Origin of the sequence: Streptomyces griseomycini, assembly GCF_014203535.1 — a bacterium.
GTDB classification, from domain to species: domain Bacteria; phylum Actinomycetota; class Actinomycetes; order Streptomycetales; family Streptomycetaceae; genus Streptomyces; species Streptomyces griseomycini.
In genome coordinates this window covers 103707-120914 of record NZ_JACHJI010000003.1, presented here as the reverse complement: position 1 = coordinate 120914, position 17208 = coordinate 103707, and the positions used below count along the sequence as shown (strand labels likewise).

At 73.7% G+C, this 17208-nt stretch carries 14 protein-coding genes and 1 tRNA gene; 6 read left to right on the top strand and 9 right to left on the bottom strand.

Annotated elements, in window-relative coordinates; genetic code table 11:
* Nucleotides 1-74: 74 nt before the first annotated feature.
* Nucleotides 75-1586: a PP2C family protein-serine/threonine phosphatase gene (locus tag FHS37_RS09445; RefSeq protein ID WP_184819043.1), complete on the bottom strand. Its 1512-nt coding sequence runs from the start codon at nt 1584-1586 to the stop codon at nt 75-77.
* A gap of 506 nt (nt 1587-2092) precedes the next feature.
* Here FHS37_RS09445 and FHS37_RS09440 point away from each other — a divergent pair.
* A complete protein-coding gene (locus tag FHS37_RS09440; RefSeq protein ID WP_184819041.1) occupies nt 2093-2761 on the top strand; it encodes a bifunctional DNA primase/polymerase in 669 nt (222 codons plus the stop codon).
* A 269-nt stretch (nt 2762-3030) separates the two neighbouring features.
* On the opposite strand, the gene FHS37_RS09435 is transcribed toward FHS37_RS09440, so the two are convergent.
* From FHS37_RS09435 to FHS37_RS09425, 3 genes are all read right to left on the bottom strand, one after another.
* Nucleotides 3031-3996 carry a DUF5926 family protein gene (locus FHS37_RS09435; RefSeq protein WP_184819039.1) on the bottom strand — a complete coding sequence of 322 codons (966 nt, stop codon included), beginning with the start codon at nt 3994-3996 and terminating at the stop codon, nt 3031-3033.
* Nucleotides 3997-4194: 198 nt separating this feature from the next.
* The gene (locus FHS37_RS09430) at nt 4195-4833 is read right to left on the bottom strand and encodes an ATP-binding protein (RefSeq protein ID WP_184819037.1); all 639 of its coding nucleotides are present in this window, start codon (nt 4831-4833) and stop codon (nt 4195-4197) included.
* Between the two features lie 143 nt (nt 4834-4976).
* Nucleotides 4977-5807, bottom strand: coding sequence for a glycerophosphodiester phosphodiesterase (locus FHS37_RS09425; RefSeq protein WP_184819035.1), 831 nt, complete (start codon nt 5805-5807; stop codon nt 4977-4979).
* Nucleotides 5808-6137: 330 nt separating this feature from the next.
* On the opposite strand from FHS37_RS09425, the gene FHS37_RS09420 reads away from it, so the two are divergent.
* Both FHS37_RS09420 and FHS37_RS09415 read left to right on the top strand, forming a co-directional pair.
* On the top strand, nt 6138-7673 hold the full coding sequence (locus tag FHS37_RS09420; protein WP_184819033.1) for a S1C family serine protease: 1536 nt from the start codon (nt 6138-6140) through the stop codon (nt 7671-7673).
* Between the two features lie 64 nt (nt 7674-7737).
* Nucleotides 7738-7824, top strand: a tRNA-Ser gene (locus FHS37_RS09415).
* Between the two features lie 601 nt (nt 7825-8425).
* On the opposite strand, the gene FHS37_RS09410 is transcribed toward FHS37_RS09415, so the two are convergent.
* The 4 genes from FHS37_RS09410 to FHS37_RS09395 form a co-directional block, all read right to left on the bottom strand.
* Nucleotides 8426-9715, bottom strand: a complete 1290-nt coding sequence (locus FHS37_RS09410; protein WP_184819031.1) for a hypothetical protein — start codon at nt 9713-9715, stop codon at nt 8426-8428.
* Nucleotides 9716-10083: 368 nt separating this feature from the next.
* Nucleotides 10084-10623, bottom strand: a complete 540-nt coding sequence (locus FHS37_RS09405; RefSeq protein ID WP_184819029.1) for a DinB family protein — start codon at nt 10621-10623, stop codon at nt 10084-10086.
* 34 nt (nt 10624-10657) lie between these two features.
* Complete coding sequence (locus FHS37_RS09400) at nt 10658-11089, bottom strand: hypothetical protein (RefSeq protein WP_184819027.1); 432 nt, start codon at nt 11087-11089, stop codon at nt 10658-10660.
* A gap of 71 nt (nt 11090-11160) precedes the next feature.
* Nucleotides 11161-12027 carry a bifunctional DNA primase/polymerase gene (locus FHS37_RS09395; protein ID WP_184819025.1) on the bottom strand — a complete coding sequence of 289 codons (867 nt, stop codon included), beginning with the start codon at nt 12025-12027 and terminating at the stop codon, nt 11161-11163.
* 358 nt (nt 12028-12385) lie between these two features.
* On the opposite strand from FHS37_RS09395, the gene FHS37_RS09390 reads away from it, so the two are divergent.
* From FHS37_RS09390 to FHS37_RS09380, 3 genes are all read left to right on the top strand, one after another.
* Entirely contained in the window at nt 12386-12721 is a 336-nt protein-coding gene (locus FHS37_RS09390; protein WP_184819023.1) for a hypothetical protein, read from the top strand.
* Nucleotides 12722-13030: 309 nt separating this feature from the next.
* Nucleotides 13031-13591, top strand: coding sequence for a SigE family RNA polymerase sigma factor (locus FHS37_RS09385; protein ID WP_184819021.1), 561 nt, complete (start codon nt 13031-13033; stop codon nt 13589-13591).
* 135 nt (nt 13592-13726) lie between these two features.
* Complete coding sequence (locus FHS37_RS09380; protein WP_184819966.1) at nt 13727-15370, top strand: long-chain fatty acid--CoA ligase; 1644 nt, start codon at nt 13727-13729, stop codon at nt 15368-15370.
* An 85-nt stretch (nt 15371-15455) separates the two neighbouring features.
* Here the strand turns inward: FHS37_RS09380 and FHS37_RS09375 are convergent.
* A partial coding sequence (locus FHS37_RS09375; RefSeq protein WP_375372295.1) for a response regulator occupies nt 15456-17208 on the bottom strand: 1753 nt, incomplete at its 5' end.

The following is a 17208-nucleotide window of genomic DNA, read 5'->3' as shown; positions in this document are numbered from 1 at the left end:
ACGGAAACGGCCGAAGGGCGGAAGGACCTGTTACCGAGGGCGCACGGAGGATGACCGGACCGCGGCCCCGGCGGCTACTCGAACCGTGCCGCCAGCAGCACCACGTCCTCCCCGGAGTCCGCCGCGTCCGCCCCCGGGGGCAGTACCGTGCGCAGGACGTGGTCGGCGATCGCGCCGGGGTCGTGGCGCAGCGCCCTCGGCACCCCGGCCGCCGCCGCGTGCACCCGGGCGAAGGCGCGGTCGGTGGGGTCGCCGGTGCGGTGCAGCAGCCCGTCGGTGTAGAGCAGGACCGTCTCCCCCGGCTCCGCCTGGACCTCCACGCTCGGCGCCTCCCAGCAGGCGAGCATGCCCAGGGGGGCGGAGACGGAGGTCTCCACGAACTCCGTGCGGCGCTCGCCGAGCAGCAGCGGCGGACTGTGCCCGGCGCCGGCCAGCGTGATCCGGTGCAGCGCGGGTTCGCAGTAGCCGAACAGCGCGGTGGCCGACCGGGCCGGTTCGGTGAGCCGCAGCAGCAGCTCCAGGTCGGACAGGACGGCGACCGGGTCCTCGCCCTCCATCACGGCGTACGCGCGCAGGGACGCCCGCAGCCGCCCCATCGCGGCGACCGCGCTGGGACCCGACCCGGTGACGGACCCCACGGCGAGGCCGAGCGCGGCGTCCGGCAGGGGCAGCGCGTCGTACCAGTCGCCGCCCCCGTGCGGGGAGGTGGCGTGCCGGGCGGCGAGCTGGACGCCGGCGACGCGGGGGAGGCGCGAGGGCAGCAGCTCCTCGGACAGCGCGGCCATGCGCGCGCGCGTGCGCTCGAGTTCGAGGATCCGGGCGAGGTGCTCGGCGGCGTGCCGGGCGTACAGGCCGACGAGGTGGCACTGCCGCTCCGTCGGCCGGGCGGGCTCGTCGTAGAGCCACACCGCGGCGCCCAGGCGGCCGGTGGTCCCGGTGGTGAGCGGCAGGGCGTAGCTGGCGGCGTAGCCGAGGCGCGCGGCGACCTCGCGGTGCCGGGGGTCGAGCCCCTTCTCGGCGAACAGGTCGGGCTCGGCGACGCCGTCGTCGGCGCCGGGCAGTCCGTCCAGGATCCTGCCGTGGGCCAGGGAGCCGCGCGGCACCGTCTCCATGTGGCCGAGGTCCGCGCGGGCCAGACCGAGGCCGACGGTGGTGTCCGGGCCGAGGCCGTCGGCGGGTTCCAGGGCGACGAGGCCGCGCCGTGCGCCCACCAGGACGGAGCCCGCGCGCAGCAGTTCCTGCAGCACCTCGTCGAGCGCGCGCACGCGGGCGAGGCGCTCGGTGAGCTCGTGGAGGGTCGTGAGGTCGGAGACCCAGCCGGCGAGACGGTCCTGGAGCAGTGCGCCCGGTGCGTGCGGGGGGTGCGCCGGGGCGGCGGCGGTGTCCACGGCGACGGACGCGACAGTGTGTGCGGGCGCCGGAACCGCCGAATCGATTCCGGCCACTTTCGGAGGGTGCGGGGCGTTCATGGTGTCCGGCTTTCCGACCGGTGCGTACTGCTCCAAAGCATCGCAAACCCCCATGTCGTTCTGCGTCGCCGGCAGTGTCTCCACATGTACACGTACTCGTGAGGAGATGTCCAGCATTGTCCTGCTGGGATTCCTGGTGTCTGCGAGGCTGGAGAGAACTCGCCGCAGACCCCTTGCCGAAACATGAAGTTGGCTTGAAACTGCCTCAGGGGGAGGTGTATTGCGGTCGACTGGGCTTGCTCGACGGAGCGTCACAACGGTCGTGATGGGTACGTACTCGGTGAAAGGCCAGGGGTGGCGGGAGAGCCACCCGGGAACCTGGCGACGGACCCGGGCGTCTTAACCACCGACGGCCGTGCCCCATCCTCCCGTGGCGGAGGCGGAGAGAACCACGCGCGACGGCAAACGCCAGACTTCGCCACCCCCGTGCCACGCCCATGCCTCCGAGAGACGCGGTATGGGTGGAACGGCCGCGGAGGCGGCCCATGCTCGGCCCCTGGGGGTTCCCCCTGCCCGGCGCGGGGGTGTGATGCGCCAACAGGTACGCACAGTGAAGTGATCGACACATGTTGTGATGTGGACCACGGTGTTGCCAGGCGTGCAACGGAAAGGAACGAGCGCTCATGCGCGAGATCCTCGGAAGGCGACGCAGGCTCCTGTCCCGGCGCGGTGACGGAGGACCGGAATTGATCGACGCGGCCCTGACGTTCGCCACGGAATGGCAGTGGCCCGTACTCCCGGGTGTGGCGGCGGACCGGCGCGGCGGCAGGTCCCGCTGCGGCTGCCCCGACCCCGAGTGCACGGTGCCGGGTGCCCACCCCTTCGACCCCGGCCTCCTGGCCGCCACCACCGACGCGCGCATGGTGCGCTGGTGGTGGGGCAACCGGCCGACGGCCCCCGTCATCCTGGCCACCGGCGGCAAGGCCCCCTGCGCGGTCTCGCTGCCCGCCCTGCCGGCCGCCGGCGCCCTCGACGCGCTGGACCGCCGCGGCATGCGGCTCGGCCCGGTCGTCGCCTCGCCGGCCCGCTGGTCGATCCTGGTGAAGCCGTACTCCATGGAGCAGTTGGGCGAGCTGCTCTACGCCAAGGACTTCGTCCCCGGCTCCCTCCGCTTCCACGGCGAGGGCGGTTACCTCGCCCTGCCCCCGTCCGTCACCGCGCAGGGCGGGATCCGCTGGGAGCGCGCTCCGCTGCCCGGCTCGGCCGCGCCCTGGGTGCCCGACGTCGAGGCCGTGGTGGACGCCGTGGTCGAGGCCCTCACCCGTACGGGTGTGAGCGCTCCGGAGATGTAGGGGCGTCGGCGGGACGGGCGGTCGGCGCGCGATTGCGTTCCGTGAACGGCGACCGGCACGGAAAGACCCGGTTGCTGGCGACGGGGGATGCACCAGCAACCGGGCTACTGGAACGGTAACAAGAGATCGGCGGTTCGCAAATTCGATCTCGGCTTTTCCGGTCACCGACTGGCCTGTATGCGCCGGGAGTTGCCTCTGAGGCAGGGGGTGCGCACGGGACCGGTCCTGCTGATCGGTCGGTCAGCAGGACCCGATCGTGCGGAAGTGCCTCAGTTGAGCGTGACCTGGCGGTTGGTGAGGCCGCCGCGCGCACGGCGCTCGTCGGCGGTCAGCGGCGCGTCCGCGGCCAGCGCCTCGGCGAGCCGCTCGGCGAACTCGGCCGCCGGCTTCTCCACGTCCTCGGCCTTGACCCCGCTGGGCAGGTCCCAGACCGGCACGGTGAGCCCGTGGGCGCGGAAGGAGCCCACGAGACGGGTCCCCTCGCCGAGGGAGGACCGCCCGGCCGCGTGCAGCCGCGCGAGAGCGTCCAGAAGTTGCTCCTCGGGGTGCGGCATGACCCACCGCAGGTGGTTCTTCTCCGGCGTCTCGCACCAGTACGCGGAGTCCACGCCCGAGAGCTTGACGGTCGGGATGGCCGCGGCGTTGGCCCGCTCCAGGGAGGCGGTGACGTCCGGCGTGGCGTTCTCCGGGTCCGGGACCCAGAACTCGAACCCGCTGTGCACCACCGGCTCGAAAGCGCCCTCGGGGTCCAGCAGGTCCTGCAGCCGGGGACCGTCGGCGGGGGCGCGGCGGCCCTGCACCGGGGTGCCGGGGTCGGCGGCGAGCGCGCGCTGGAGGGTGTCGGCCAGGTCGCGGCTGATGTCACCGGAGGAGGTGTCGTTCTGCAGGCCGAGCAGGACCGAGCCGTCGTCGCGGCGCAGGGCGGGCCAGGCCATCGGCAGCACCGTGGCCAGCGTGACCGACGGGACGCCCTCGGGCAGGCCGTCCTTGAGGGTCAGCTCGACGGTGGCCGCCGGCACCAGCTCGCGCAGCGCCACCCAGTCGCACTCGCCCGGCAGGCCCTCGAACGGGCGGTGCACCAGCTCGGTCACGGCGTGCGCGGCGGCACGGCCGTGGCAGGCCTTGTAGCGGCGGCCGCTGCCGCACGGGCAGGGCTCGCGGGCGCCGACGACCGGGACCTCTCCGTCCGTGAGCTGCGGGCGCTTGGCCTTCGTCTGGGGTCGCTTCTTGGCCATCGTGGGTGTCTCCCGGTTACGGCTCGTCTCGTACGGGCGCCGAGCCTAGCCGCTCACACCGCGGCCGACGGGATCCGGTGGCGCGCCGTGCCGTTCTCGTGCACCGGTTCGCCCCCGTGGTCGCCGCGGGGGCGTCGTCCGGAAGGCGTCGCGCCGTCCGGGGCCGTAGTCCGGAGGACGTCGCGCCGTCCGGGACCGTCAGTCGAGGTCGTCGAAGGCGTCCGCGAAGTCCAGTCCGGGGATCCGGGACACCGCGGGGGCCGTCACCCGCGCGGCGAAGTCGTCGCGCCGGTGCCCGGCGTCCGGGTCGTGCACGTCCTTGTGGACGACGACCCACACGGTGACCTCGCCCGGCACCTCGTCGCGCACGCCCCAGTCGTCGGCCAGCGCGGTGATGATGTTCAGCCCCCGGCCGCCGTGCGCGGTGACCGACGGGGTGGCCGGCGCCGGACGGGTCGGGCCGCCGCCGTCCGTGACCTCGACGACGAGCCGGCCGCGGGGATCCACCCACCAGGCGGCACGGACGTCGCCGTCCCCGGCCAGGGCGTCCCCGAGGGGCCGGCCGTGTTTGCACGCATTGCTCAGCAGCTCGGAAAGGATCAGTACGGCGTCGTCGACGACCGCGTCCGCCACGCCCCCGTCGCGCAGTTGCGCGCGCATCCGGCGCCTCGCTTCCCCCACGCCCGCAGGGCCATGGGGTACGGCCATGCTCGACGACGTGGGCACCTCCTGTGCCACCACCAACGCCACCCCCGAGACCTCCTTCGCCCCACGCCACGGTGTGGATGCCCCATCGGCCCGAACCGGAAACCGTCCCCTTCCTGTGCGGTGACGCACTCGCAACGATCGAGTACGCACCGAACGCGCCGGAGCACTCCCTGTCATCACATGGCTGGATTTCGTCGGTGTGGCCGAGAGGTGAGGATGGCCGGGGCGGAGCGCGGGGTCAAGGGGCGTGCGGGACGTGTGGGGCGGGCGTTTCACCGGCCGAGCCGGTCGAGCACCGCGCGGGGGCGGTTGGTGATGATGGCGTCGACGCCGAGTTCCACGCAGAGGTCCACGTCCTCCGGGTCGTTCACGGTCCACACGTGCACCTGGTGGCCCGACCGCTTGAGCCGCTCGATGTACGCCGGGTGGCTGCGCGCGATCCGGAGGGAGGGCCCCGCGATCCGCACCCCCGCGGGCAGCCGTCCGTCGCGCAGCCGGGGTGTGACGAACTGCATGAGGTGGACCGTCGGCAGCGTCGGCGAGGCGGCGCGCACGCGGTGCAGCGACCGTGCGGAGAAGCTCATGACGCGCACCGGGGACTCCTCGGCGGTGTCGGGTGCGTCGAGTCCGAACCGCTTGAGCATGAGCAGCAGCCGTTCCTCCACCTGACCCGCCCACCGGGTGGGGTGCTTGGTCTCGATCGCCAGCTCCACCCGGCGCCCCGCGTCGGAGACGAGCTCCAGCAGCCGCTCCAGGGTGAGGACGGAGGTGGCCTCCCGGTCCTCCGGCCGGTGCTCCCAGTCGGGCTCCTCGACGCGCGCGCCGACGAGGGCGTCACGGGTCTTCCAGGAGCCGAAGTCCAGGGCGGCCAGGTCGGAGAGCTCCAGCGCCGAGACCGCGCCGCGGCCGTTGGACGTACGGTTGACACGGCGGTCGTGAACGCAGACCAGGTGACCGTCGGCGGTCAGGCGTACATCGCATTCGAGCGCGTCCGCACCGTCCTCGATCGCTTTGCGATACGCGGCCAGGGTGTGCTCGGGGGCGTCCTCGGAGGCCCCGCGGTGCGCGACGACTTGGGTCGGGTGCTGCCGTGCGTGGGTCACCGCGTCATGGTGCCACTGCGCGGGGGTACACGTGCGGCCGGAGGGACGCAGCCGGTGCGGAGGTCCGGTCGGAGGCATCGAGGTGGCGCTCCTTTGGTGGCTAATGCCCTATATAAAGAATGGCCTCGGACCCACAGGAACGGCTTACAGTGCCCTGACGGCCCGTGGGAAAAGCTGACGTCATACAAAGGGACGTGCGCAGGGACAGGCGCAGCCGCATCGCGTCGGGCCCTCGGCGAGCGTGAGCGGACATGAGCGAATGTGGCCGAACGTGACCGAGCGGGACCGCGTGGGACCGAGAACAACAGCCGTGGATCGAGGAGAGAAGCTGTGAGCACCGAGAACGAGGGCACCGCGGTACCCCCGGCCCCGTCCGCACCGCCCGTGCCGGTGGATGCTCCCGCTGCTTCGGCGCACCAGGAGCGTCCCGCTCCGGACGGGGCCGCCTCGACGGCCCCCATGCCCCCGGTCCCGCCGGGCGTTCCCGGTACCGCGCAGGACCACGGCCCGCAGGGCGCTCCGGCCGCCCCGGCGCCGCAGTACGGCCCGCCGGCCGGCCACGGCTTCCCCGAACACGGTCCCGGCCACGGTGCGCAGGGCGTGCCCGGCTCAGGGGCCCCCGCGGGTTCCTCGTCCCCGCCCGACGCCTCCTGGCCCCCGCCCCCGGCGCCGCCCTCGGCCTACGGCGACGGCGGCGCCGGGCACGGCACCGGCGGCTGGGGCTCCTCCCACCAGCAGCCCGCGCCGAAGAGCGGTGGCGGCCGCGGCCGTCTGGTGGCCGCGGTCCTGGCGGCCGCGCTGGTCGCGGGCGGCGCGGGCGGCGGCCTCGGCTACACCCTGGCCAAGGAGAACGACGGCGCGTCGACGACCGTCTCGGCGTCGACCAGCGGCGGGGACATCAAGCGCGAGCCGGGCACGGTCGCCGCCGTGGCCGCCAAGGCGCTGCCCAGCACGGTCACCATCGAGGCCGAGGGCCGCAGCGGTGAGGGCGGCACGGGCACCGGCTTCGTCTTCGACACCCAGGGCCACATCGTCACCAACAACCACGTGGTGGCGGACGCCGTCGACGACGGCAAGGTCACGGCCACCTTCCCGAACGGCGAGAAGTACGACGCCGAGGTGGTTGGTCACGCCCAGGGCTACGACGTCGCGGTCATCAAGCTCGAGAACGCCCCCTCGGACCTGAAGCCGCTCCCCCTGGGCAACTCCGACGAGGTGGCCGTCGGCGACTCGACGATCGCGATCGGTGCGCCCTTCGGCCTGTCCAACACGGTGACGACGGGCATCATCAGCGCGAAGAACCGCCCGGTGGCCTCCAGCGACGGCGCCGGCAGCCAGGCCTCGTACATGAGCGCCCTGCAGACCGACGCGTCCATCAACCCGGGCAACTCCGGCGGACCGCTGCTGGACGCGCAGGGCAACGTCATCGGCATCAACTCCGCGATCCAGTCCACCAGCAACGGCGGCTTCGGCACGGGGCAGGCCGGTTCGATCGGCCTGGGCTTCGCCATCCCGATCAACCAGGCCAAGTTCGTCGCCCAGGAACTGATCAAGACGGGCAAGCCGGTGTACGCCAAGATCGGCGCGTCGGTCTCCCTGGAGGAGGCGTCGGGCGGCGCGAAGATCACCGAGCAGGGCGCCGGCGGCTCCGAGCCGGTCGAGCCCGGCGGCCCCGCGGACAAGGCGGGCCTGGAGCCCGGTGACGTCATCACCAAGCTCGACGACCGGGTCATCGACTCCGGCCCGACCCTGATCGGCGAGATCTGGACCCACAAGCCGGGCGACGAGGTCACGATCACCTACGAACGCGGCGGCAAGGAGCACACCACGGAACTCACCCTGGGCTCACGCGTCGGCGACAGCTGACCCCACCCGCGGGCACCGGACCCGTTACCCTTGTCCCCGCGCCGCCGATCACCGGCCGGCGCGGGGAGGTGTGCCCGAGCGGCCGAAGGGAACGGTCTTGAAAACCGTCGTGGCAGCGATGTCACCGTGGGTTCAAATCCCACCGCCTCCGCGCGATGAGCAGTGAGAACGGCCCCCGACCTGGACGCCCGGTCGGGGGCCGTTCCCATGCCCGGCTGCCGTGCCTGCCCGGTGTTCCCCTGGTTCCCCGCTTGATCGGGCACGACCGGGGCACGGGCGGCGGACCCGGCCCGGCGCCGATGAGAACGGCGCGTCCGAGTACCCGTGCTCGTGCGCGGTGCCCGCTGCGCCACCACGCTGACCGCATGCGCTCGGGAGAGCGTCACCCGCGGACGGGGCGGCGGGGGCATGGGAGGGGCGAACGAGCCGTCGACCGGCCGGCGGCTCGGGGTCGGCGTGACGCTGCTCGTCATCGACCTCGTGCTCACCGCTCGGTCGGTGTACGGCGGCGGGACGGTCCGACGGCTGCGAGAGCGACGGCGTCGCACCGTCGAGTGCGCCGCGGGCGGCGTCGCAGGCACTGTGGCTTCTGGGGAAGGGGCGGCGCAGTGGTGACAGGCGGTGGCCCCCTCGCCCTGGGACGGCGCATCCCCGGCATCGTGCAACTGGTCGTGCCGGGAACCGGAGCCGCACTGCTCGCCCGCCTCGCCGGCCGCGCGCAGGGCGCCTCCGCCCGGTCGCCCGTGCCGCGGTCAGGGGCGCTCGCGGGCGGCCGGGTTGTTCAGGCAGAGGGCGATGTTGCGGACCGCGGCGGTGAGTTCCTCGATCACCCGGGCCGCCTGCTCCGCGTTGTGGAAGGCCGGGCCCCCCGCCAGGGCCAGGTCCAGGTCCTGCGCCGACTGCAGGGCCGCCCCGACGCCCTCGGCGGCGGGGGAGGCGGCGGGCGCCGAGGTCTCGGCCGCGGGAGGGGACCCCGCCGCCACCGGGTCCGCCGCGGGTGCGCCGGAGACCGTGGGAGCCGCGGGGGCCGTGGGTGCCGCGGACGACACCTCGGGGGCCGGCCGGCGCGTCGGCTCGGGCACGGCCGGGGACGACGGGCCCGCCGGCGGCGCGCCGGTCCCCGGTTCCCCCCGGTGTCCGTCGAACGGGGTGGTGAAGGCGCCGAAGTCACCGGTCACGGAGGAGCATTCCTCCTCTCCCGGCCGCGACGACGCGGTCGGCGGGGGCAGCGCGGGGTGCGGGTCCCGGGGGGTCTGCCGCTCGTGCGCGGGCACGTCCGGCGCGTGGCGCGTCCGGGGGAGCACGAAGTGCTCGAAGCCCGGGAACGCGAGGGTGGCCGGGCGCGTGGCGGAGCGCGGGTTGTACTCGGTCTGCCACTGCATGCGGTAGCAGTCGACCTGGTCGGCGCAGGAGGCGCGGGCGTGGAAGACGGCCGTGTCCTCGCCCAGGTCCGGGTACCAGAGGTTCGGGCCCGGGAAGCGCACGGTCCGCACCCGCGGCCTGATCGGCTCGGCGCATCCCATGCAGCAGCCCTCCGGCACCATGAGCGGGATGCCGCCGTTCTGTTCCGGCCAGCGGGGGCCGCCCTCCCAGCGGTACTCCCCGTGGTGGCAGGGCGGCAGCTCACCGCAGGCGCGGCAGACGGCGTAGTGCTCGGGGAGGACCCGCCAGTCGTGGCTGGCGGGAGCGCACCAGTGCTTCGGAGTGGAACGGGGCAGGTTCTCGTTGCGCAGCACCAGCACCACCGGGCGCTTGTAGAACTCGGCCCGCTCGGGGGCCGGTTTGACCGCCTGGTTGTTGGCCCGCCGCAGTTCGTTGGCGTGCCACCACAGCTCCACGTGGTCGCGCCACGCCTTCTCGTAGGAGTCCGGCCACCGGTCGCTCGGGTAGCCGTTGATCTCCAGGATCCGCCACGCCTGCCGGTCCAGTACCACGATGGAGCCGGCCCGCAGTCGCATGTGCGTTCCGTTGTCCCCCTCGTCCGGCCAGTCGTGCCGACCGATACGGGTGGGCTGGTCTGGGAGCCACCTGCGAACCTGCATGTCATGCTCCTCGGCAATGAAACTTCATAGTTTCAACTGGGGCAGTGGGCAACATTCTGAACAATCAGGACGTTTGGGGCGGTGTAGACACGCGCACGCTGCCGACGGAAGGTGACCGGAAACGCTCCCCGCGGCACCGATTCCTTTCGCGGGCCCCTTTGCCACCAGGAATTTTCGCCCTCGGGCCGGCACCGGCCCCGGCCTCCCACCGCCTTCGGCGGCAGCGGCTCCGTACCCAGGTGACCGGGTTCGACACTCACCTGTACGTGTGATGACGTGCGGGCTGCCCTCACCCCGTACGTGTGCATCCCCTCGGGCGCCCGTCACCCCGTGCCCTCCGGCGCTCCCCGGCGACTCCCGGGCCGGTGCTACGACGCAGCCCGCAGCAGGCGCAGTTGGCCGATCTCCGTGGCGTTCTTCATCAGTTCGGCGTTCACCCAGGCCAGCATGTGGGCCACGGTGCGCGCAGGGTCGTCCGGCCAGGGGAACGGGGCCGTGGCGTCCAGGTCGGCGTCGGTGAGGCCGTCCAGGACCGCGAGCCACTCCGTGCGCAGCCCGCGCAGCCACCGCACGGTCGGTTCCCCTTCACCGGGCCAGGTGACGTCGGTCCGTTCCCGGGGCCGGTGCCCCCGGGCGTGGTCGAGGGTCACGCTCCACCACCACCCGAGGTGCCAGCTCACCCAGGCGGCGGTGGGCACGGGCACGGGGTCGGGCTCGGTGTCCGCCCAGTCCGGCACCCAGGTCCCCTCCGGGGACCGGCGCACCGTCCAGCAGCGGGCCGCGGGCTCCCACAGGAAGTCCTCCGGCTCCAGCCGCTCGAGGTGGTACTCGAACAGCGACCAGGTCAACTCGAACTGCCAGCGCAGCAGTTCGGTACGGGTGGCGGGATCGGGGGCAGGGGTGCTCATGCGGTGGCCTTCTGTTGCGGTGAGGTGAGGGTGGTCAGAGCTCTTCGTCCTCGGCCAGCCGTTCCCAGGGCACGTCCCGCAGCGCGGGTTCCGCGTCGCAGCCCGACGGTACGCGCGGAGCGGGCTGGAACCAGACGACGGTGAGGCGGGAGCGGTACAGCGCACGGTCGTGGGCCGGATCGAGCGCCTCGGAGTGGAAGCTGCCCACGCAGGTCACGGCGGGCAGCACCTCCACGGGGCCGAAGGCACCCGCGTACTGGTCGGGGTACTCGCGAGGGGGCGGGACCAGGTGGACGGGAGCTCCGGCGGAGGCGCGCTCGGCGGACCGGACCAGCCGGTCGATCCTGCGGTCGTTGAGGGGCTTGCAGGGGTACCCCTCGAGCAGCCCGTCGTACGTCGACGACATCCGCAGCTCGGAGAGGTCGACCGAGCGGCCGGAGGTGAGGACGACGCGGGCGAGTGCCATGGTCGGCACTCTAGGGCGGTGGCGCATCGGGGTCTTTCGGTTTTCGGACGGGAGAGGGGGGAGGGGAGCGGTCAGGGGTGGTGTCCCGTCATCCGTGCCGCCGACGCGATCGTGGCGCGGGCCTCGCGCGCGGACAGGCCGGTGCCGACGGCCGCGTCGACCAGGGACTCCACCAGGGCGGGCCCGATGCCGTCCTCGTAGGCGCGGCAAGCCGCCCAGAACAGCCGGGTGTTGCGCTGCCCCTCGTGCGCCGCGAGGACGAACTGGACCAGCCCCCGGCCGTGTCCGCCGGCCGACGGGGGCGTCGGGCGGTGCGGACGGGGCGGGGGGAGGAGCAGGCGCAGGAGGGCGGGCGGGCAGGCCGCGGGGGGAAGGTGCGCGGTGCCCGGGGCGGTGGTGTACGTGCCGTGGTCGGTGCGGGAGCCGGGGCCGACGAGGTAACCGCCGGCGCCCCGGACGTCGATGCCGGGGGCGAGGCGGCTCGCGGAGTTGGGGACGACGACGTCCGGCGGGCCGCTCAGCCACAGGTGGCGGCCACCGCTCGGGGTCAGGACGACCACCGTGGCGGGGACCGTGAACAGGTGGCGCAGCGCCAGTTCGCGCAGGGCGGCGGAGGAGTCCGTGCCGGTCTTCGTGTCCAGGTCGATGCCGATGAGGTGGTGCGGGGGCAGTCCGCAGGCGATGCCGTAACCGGTGGCGCGGGGCGCGGCGGCGAACAGCTCGCGGATGCGGGCGGGGTCGGTGGAGGCGTCGTGGACACCGTGACCGAAGCGGCCGCACTCGCCGTGGCAGGGCGTGGGGTCGGGGTCGTCGCGGTGCGGGGAGCGCAGGGCCGGGAGCTTCGTCCGGGACAGGGGGATGACGGCCAGGCCGCGTTCGGCGGCTGACAGGGCGTGCGCGAGGGCCAGCGTCGTGGCCTGCCGGTCGGTGGTGGCCATACCTCTATGTTCGTACGTACGTTCGAAAAAGGAAAGGGGAAGCGGGCGCGGCGCGCCGGGGTGGTGCAGTCGGCGGGAAGGGTGCCGGAACGCTTCACCTCTTGTGGGGCTTGGGGTGGGCCGTCCCGGTACGGCCTTGACGCGGCTCAAGTGACGCGAAGGGGTTTATCGGCTCGTCCTCACGCTTACGTGCGAAGAGCGGCTTCCGGGGTGGTTCGTCCGGATGCGGTGGGCAACCCTGATCCCGCGACGTCGTGCACAGCGCCGGGGCGGGTCGGCCGGCTCCCCGGGTGACAGCCGTACTTCACGCACGAACGGCCACGAGCCGGTGCGTCCTTTGTTCTGGAGGGAACACAACATGGCAAGCATCCGTACCGCCCGTGTCATCGCCGCCGTCTCCGCCCTTCCGCTCGCGGCCGTGCTCCTCACCGGTGTCGCGGCGGCGGACAGCGGCGCCCTCGCGGACGACGGATCGATCGCGACGGCCGTCCACACCGAGACCGAGACCGAAGCGGGTGTCCTCGGCAGCGGCGTCGGCGGCGACAACTTCGGCAACGCGGCCACCACGCAGCAGCAGGCCACCGGCTCCGGTGCCTCGAACCAGAGCAACACCGCCCAGGTCAACGGATCCGTGGCCACGTCCCTCAACCAGGGCGACGGCAACGTGGCCATCAGCTTCAGCCCGCTGTGGTGACGGAGAGGGGGCTGCCGGCCCTCTGACGGCGTGTGGGTGTGCTTCGTGGGGTGCAGGACGTCTGCGCGGCGGTGCTTCGGCGCCGCCGCGCAGGCGTTTCCGGGTGCCGGGCGGCACCGTTCCGGCCGCCGTGCCGCGCGCCCGTCTCCTCCTGCGGGGCCGTCCCCCCAGGGGTGAACCCGCAGTGCCCCTCCCCTCCCCCTCCACCTTCAGGAGGTGCGGCGGACCCCGCCCCTACAACCTGAGGGGGACTCCGCTTCGGGACCTGCGGCCGATCCGCCGGACACGCCCCGCTCATAGCGTTGAGTCATGACCACACCCGTCTGCACCAGCGCTTCGAACGCCGCCGCTCCCGCGGCGCAGACCCTCCCGTACCCGTCGTTCTCGTCGTACATGAGGGCCCGTCAGCCGGCGCTGCTGCGGACCGCCCGGTCGCTGACCGGGAACCCGAGCGACGCGGAGGACCTGCTGCAGACCGCGCTCACCAAGACGTACGTCGCCTGGGAGCGCATCGAGGACCACCGCGCGCTCGACGGCTACGTGCGCCGGGCCCTGCTGAACACGCGGACCTCGCAGTGGCGCAAGCGCAAGGTGGACGAGTTCGCCTGCGACGAGCTGCCCGAGCCGGACCCGGTGCCCGGCGGCGACGATCCGGCCGAGCAGCAGGCGCTGCGCGACGCGATGTGGCGGGCGGTCATGCGGCTGCCCGCGCGCCAGCGGGCGATGGTCGTCCTGCGGTACTACGAGGACCTGAGCGAGGTGCAGACGGCCGAGGTGCTCGGAGTGTCGGTGGGCACGGTGAAGTCGGCCGTGTCGCGGGCGCTGGGCAAGCTGCGCGAGGACTCCGAGCTGGGCCTTGTTCGATCCTGAGCGAAATTGTCCCGTTCTGCTGCGAGGTCGATCACCGCTCCCCTAGTGACATACCGCGCGGTATGTGCGCAGAATCAGCGCAACCCTTACCGCCGCGTAGGCAATGTCGCCCAGGAGGACGCCGTGCTGAGCACCATGCAGGACGTACCGCTGCTGATCTCGAGGATCCTGACGCACGGGTCGACGATCCACGGGACATCACTGGTGACCACCTGGACCGGCGAGGAGGAACCGCACCGCCGCACCTACGCGGAGATCGGCGCCCGCGCGGCCCAGCTGGCCCACGCCCTGCGCGAGGACCTCGGGGTCGCCGACGACGACCGGGTCGCCACCCTGATGTGGAACAACGCCGAGCACGTGGAGGCGTACTTCGCGATCCCCTCCATGGGCGCCGTCCTGCACACCCTGAACCTCCGCCTCCCGGCCGAGCAGCTCGGCTGGATCGTCAACCACGCCGCCGACCGCGTGGTCCTGGTCAACGGTTCGCTGATCCCGCTGCTCGCCCCGCTGCTGCCGCACCTGAAGACCGTCGAGCACGTGGTCGTCTCCGGCCCCGGCGACCGCTCCGCGCTGGCGGACGCCTCCGCGCAGGTGCACGAGTACGAGGACCTGATCGCCGGGAAGCCGACGGCGTACGACTGGCCGGAGCTGGACGAGCGCGCGGCCGCGGCCATGTGCTACACCTCCGGCACCACCGGTGACCCCAAGGGCGTGGTCTACAGCCACCGTTCGATCTACCTGCACTCCATGCAGGTCAACATGGCCCAGTCGATGGGTCTGACCGACCAGGACACCTCGCTGGTCGTGGTCCCGCAGTTCCACGTCAACGCCTGGGGACTGCCGCACGCCACCTTCATGACCGGCGTCAACATGCTGATGCCCGACCGCTTCCTGCAGCCCGCGCCGCTCGCCGAGATGATCGAGGGCGAGAAGCCGAGCCACGCCGCCGCCGTCCCCACCATCTGGCAGGGCCTGCTCGCCGAGCTGACCGCCAGGCCCCGGGACGTCTCCTCCCTCACCCAGGTCACCATCGGCGGCTCGGCCTGTCCGCCCTCCCTGATGGAGGCGTTCGACAAGCTGGGCATGCGGGTCTGCCACGCCTGGGGCATGACGGAGACCTCCCCGCTCGGCACCATCGCCCGCCCGCCGGCCCACGCCGTCGGCACCGACGAGGAGTTCGCCTACCGCCTGACCCAGGGCCGCTTCCCGGCCGGCGTGGAGGCCCGTCTCACCGGCCCCGGCGGCGAACGCCTCCCCTGGGACGGCGAGTCGGCGGGCGAGCTGGAGGTGCGCGGCCCGTGGATCGCGGGCGCCTACTACAACGGCCCCGACGCCGACCCCCTGCGCCCCGCCGACAAGTTCAGCGAGGACGGCTGGCTCAAGACCGGCGACGTCGGCATCATCAGCCCCGACGGCTTCCTGACCCTGACCGACCGCGCCAAGGACGTCATCAAGTCCGGCGGCGAGTGGATCTCCTCGGTCGAGCTGGAGAACGCGCTGATGTCCCACCCGGACGTCGCCGAGGCCGCCGTCGTCGCCGTCCCGGACGACAAGTGGGGCGAGCGCCCGCTGGCCACGGTCGTCCTCAAGGAGGGCGCCACCGCCGACTTCACCACCCTGCGGACCTTCCTCCAGGAGGAGGGGAAGATCGCCAAGTGGCAGCTCCCGGAGCGCTGGACGGTGATCGAGTCGGTGCCGAAGACGAGCGTGGGCAAGTTCGACAAGAAGGTGCTGCGCAGGCAGTACGCCGAGGGCGCGCTGGACGTCACCCGGATCTGACGACCGGGCCTGACGACCGGGCCTGACAACGAGCCGTACCGGACGAGCCGGGCGGTGAGCGGGGAGACCCGCTCACCGCCCGGTGTCAGTTGGTGCCGATCCGTGCGAGCAGGTCGACGATCCTGGCCTGCACCTCACCGCTGGTGGACCGCTCGGCGAGGAACAGCACCGTCTCGCCGGACGCCAGCCGCGGCAGGTCGGCCTGGTCGACGGCGGCGGTGTAGACGACGAGCGGGGTGCGGTTGAGCTGCCCGTTCGCCCGCAGCCAGTCGACGATCCCGGCGGACCCGTCCTGGCGCCGCTCCACCTGCATCAGGTCCATCACCACCAGGTTCGGCCGGAACTGCCCCGCCAGCGCCACCGCGTCGGCGTCGCTCGCGGCCCGCGCCACCTGCATGCCGCGCCGCTCCAGCGTCGCGGTCAGCGCCAGCGCGATCTCCGCGTGCTCCTCGACCAGCAGCACCCGCGGCGGATGCTGCTCGCTGTCCCGCGGCGCGAGCGCCTTCAGCAGGACGGCGGGGTCGGCGCCGTACGCGGCGTCGCGCGAGGCCTGTCCGAGCCCGGCGGTGACGAGCACCGGCACCTCGGCGGCCACCGCGGCCTGCCGCAGCGACTGCAGGGCCGTGCGGGTGATCGGCCCGGTCAGCGGGTCCACGAACAGTGCGGCGGGGAACGCCGCGATCTGCGCGTCGACCTCCTCGCGCGAGTGCACGATCACCGGCCGGTAACCGCGGTCGCTCAGCGCCTGCTGCGTGGAGACGTCCGGGGCGGGCCACACGAGCAGCCGGCGCGGGTTGTCCAGCGGCTCCGGCGGCAGTTCGTCGTCCATCGGCTGCGGACGCGGGGTGTCCGCCACCTCGACGGCACCGCCCGGACCGTCCAGCGGCTCGGGCCCCTCGGCGGCGTCCGCGTCCGGCGCGCCTATGGCGTAGGAACGCCCGGTGCCCTCGGTGGCCGGCGCGAGCCGGGTCTGACCGGCGAGCGAGTGCTGGGGTTGCGGCTGGACCGGCACCTGCGCCGGCGCGGGTGCCGGGGCCTGCGACGGGACCTGCTCCGGCGTCCGGGCGGGGGCGGACTCGGCCGGCGGATGCGGGCGTGCGCCCTGCTCGGCGCCCGCGGCCGGGTCGGGACGCGTACCGAGCTTGCGGCGGCGGCCCGAGCCGCCCGGCTGCTGCGGGGGCGGCGTGGCCGACGGCAGCGGCTGCTGGACCTGGGCGGGCTGCCGGTTGAACGGCACACCCTGTCCCAGCGTCCGCACGCTGATCGCCCGCCCCTGGGTGGAGTTCGGATCCACCGGTGCCGCGGCCTCGGCGGGCAACGGCTGGGCGGCCCGCCGCGCCGGTGCCGGCGCGCCCTCCGGGGGCAGCGGCGTGCCCGCGGAGGGCGTCGGCTGCTGCGGGGCCGGAACCGGGGCCGGGGGTACGGGGGCACCGGCGCCGGAGGTGTCCCCGGCGGCGGGCCACTGCTGCGGGGCGGGGGTGCCTTCCGGCGGGGTCGCCTGGACCGGGGGCGCCTCGGCGGGGAGCGGCTGGGCGGCGGCCGACTGCCCGGCGGCGGTGTCGGCCTGGGGCTGCGTCGGTGCAGGTGCCGGGGCCTGCGCCGGCACCTGTGCCTGGGCGGGCGGCTGCACGGCCTGCGCCTGCGGCGCCTGACCGGACACGGGAGTGCCCTGCGGGGGGACGGTCGTCCCGTTCGGGGGGACGGCGAGGTTCTGCGGAGGCACCGGTGCGCCCGGTGCCGGAACGGGAGTGCCCTGCGGGGGGACGGTCGTCCCGTTCGGGGGGACGGCGAGGTTCTGCGGAGGCACCGGTGCGCCCGGTGCCGGAACGGGAGTGCCC

Coding starts and splice junctions, on each gene's coding strand:
- FHS37_RS09445 (WP_184819043.1), bottom strand. CDS start 1,586: ATGCTGGACATCTCCTCACGAGTACGTGTACATGTGGAGACACTGCCG.
- FHS37_RS09440 (WP_184819041.1), top strand. CDS start 2,093: ATGCGCGAGATCCTCGGAAGGCGACGCAGGCTCCTGTCCCGGCGCGGT.
- FHS37_RS09435 (WP_184819039.1), bottom strand. CDS start 3,996: ATGGCCAAGAAGCGACCCCAGACGAAGGCCAAGCGCCCGCAGCTCACG.
- FHS37_RS09410 (WP_184819031.1), bottom strand. CDS start 9,715: ATGCAGGTTCGCAGGTGGCTCCCAGACCAGCCCACCCGTATCGGTCGG.
- FHS37_RS09405 (WP_184819029.1), bottom strand. CDS start 10,623: ATGAGCACCCCTGCCCCCGATCCCGCCACCCGTACCGAACTGCTGCGC.
- FHS37_RS09400 (WP_184819027.1), bottom strand. CDS start 11,089: ATGGCACTCGCCCGCGTCGTCCTCACCTCCGGCCGCTCGGTCGACCTC.
- FHS37_RS09395 (WP_184819025.1), bottom strand. CDS start 12,027: ATGGCCACCACCGACCGGCAGGCCACGACGCTGGCCCTCGCGCACGCC.
- FHS37_RS09390 (WP_184819023.1), top strand. CDS start 12,386: ATGGCAAGCATCCGTACCGCCCGTGTCATCGCCGCCGTCTCCGCCCTT.
- FHS37_RS09385 (WP_184819021.1), top strand. CDS start 13,031: ATGACCACACCCGTCTGCACCAGCGCTTCGAACGCCGCCGCTCCCGCG.
- FHS37_RS09380 (WP_184819966.1), top strand. CDS start 13,727: ATGCAGGACGTACCGCTGCTGATCTCGAGGATCCTGACGCACGGGTCG.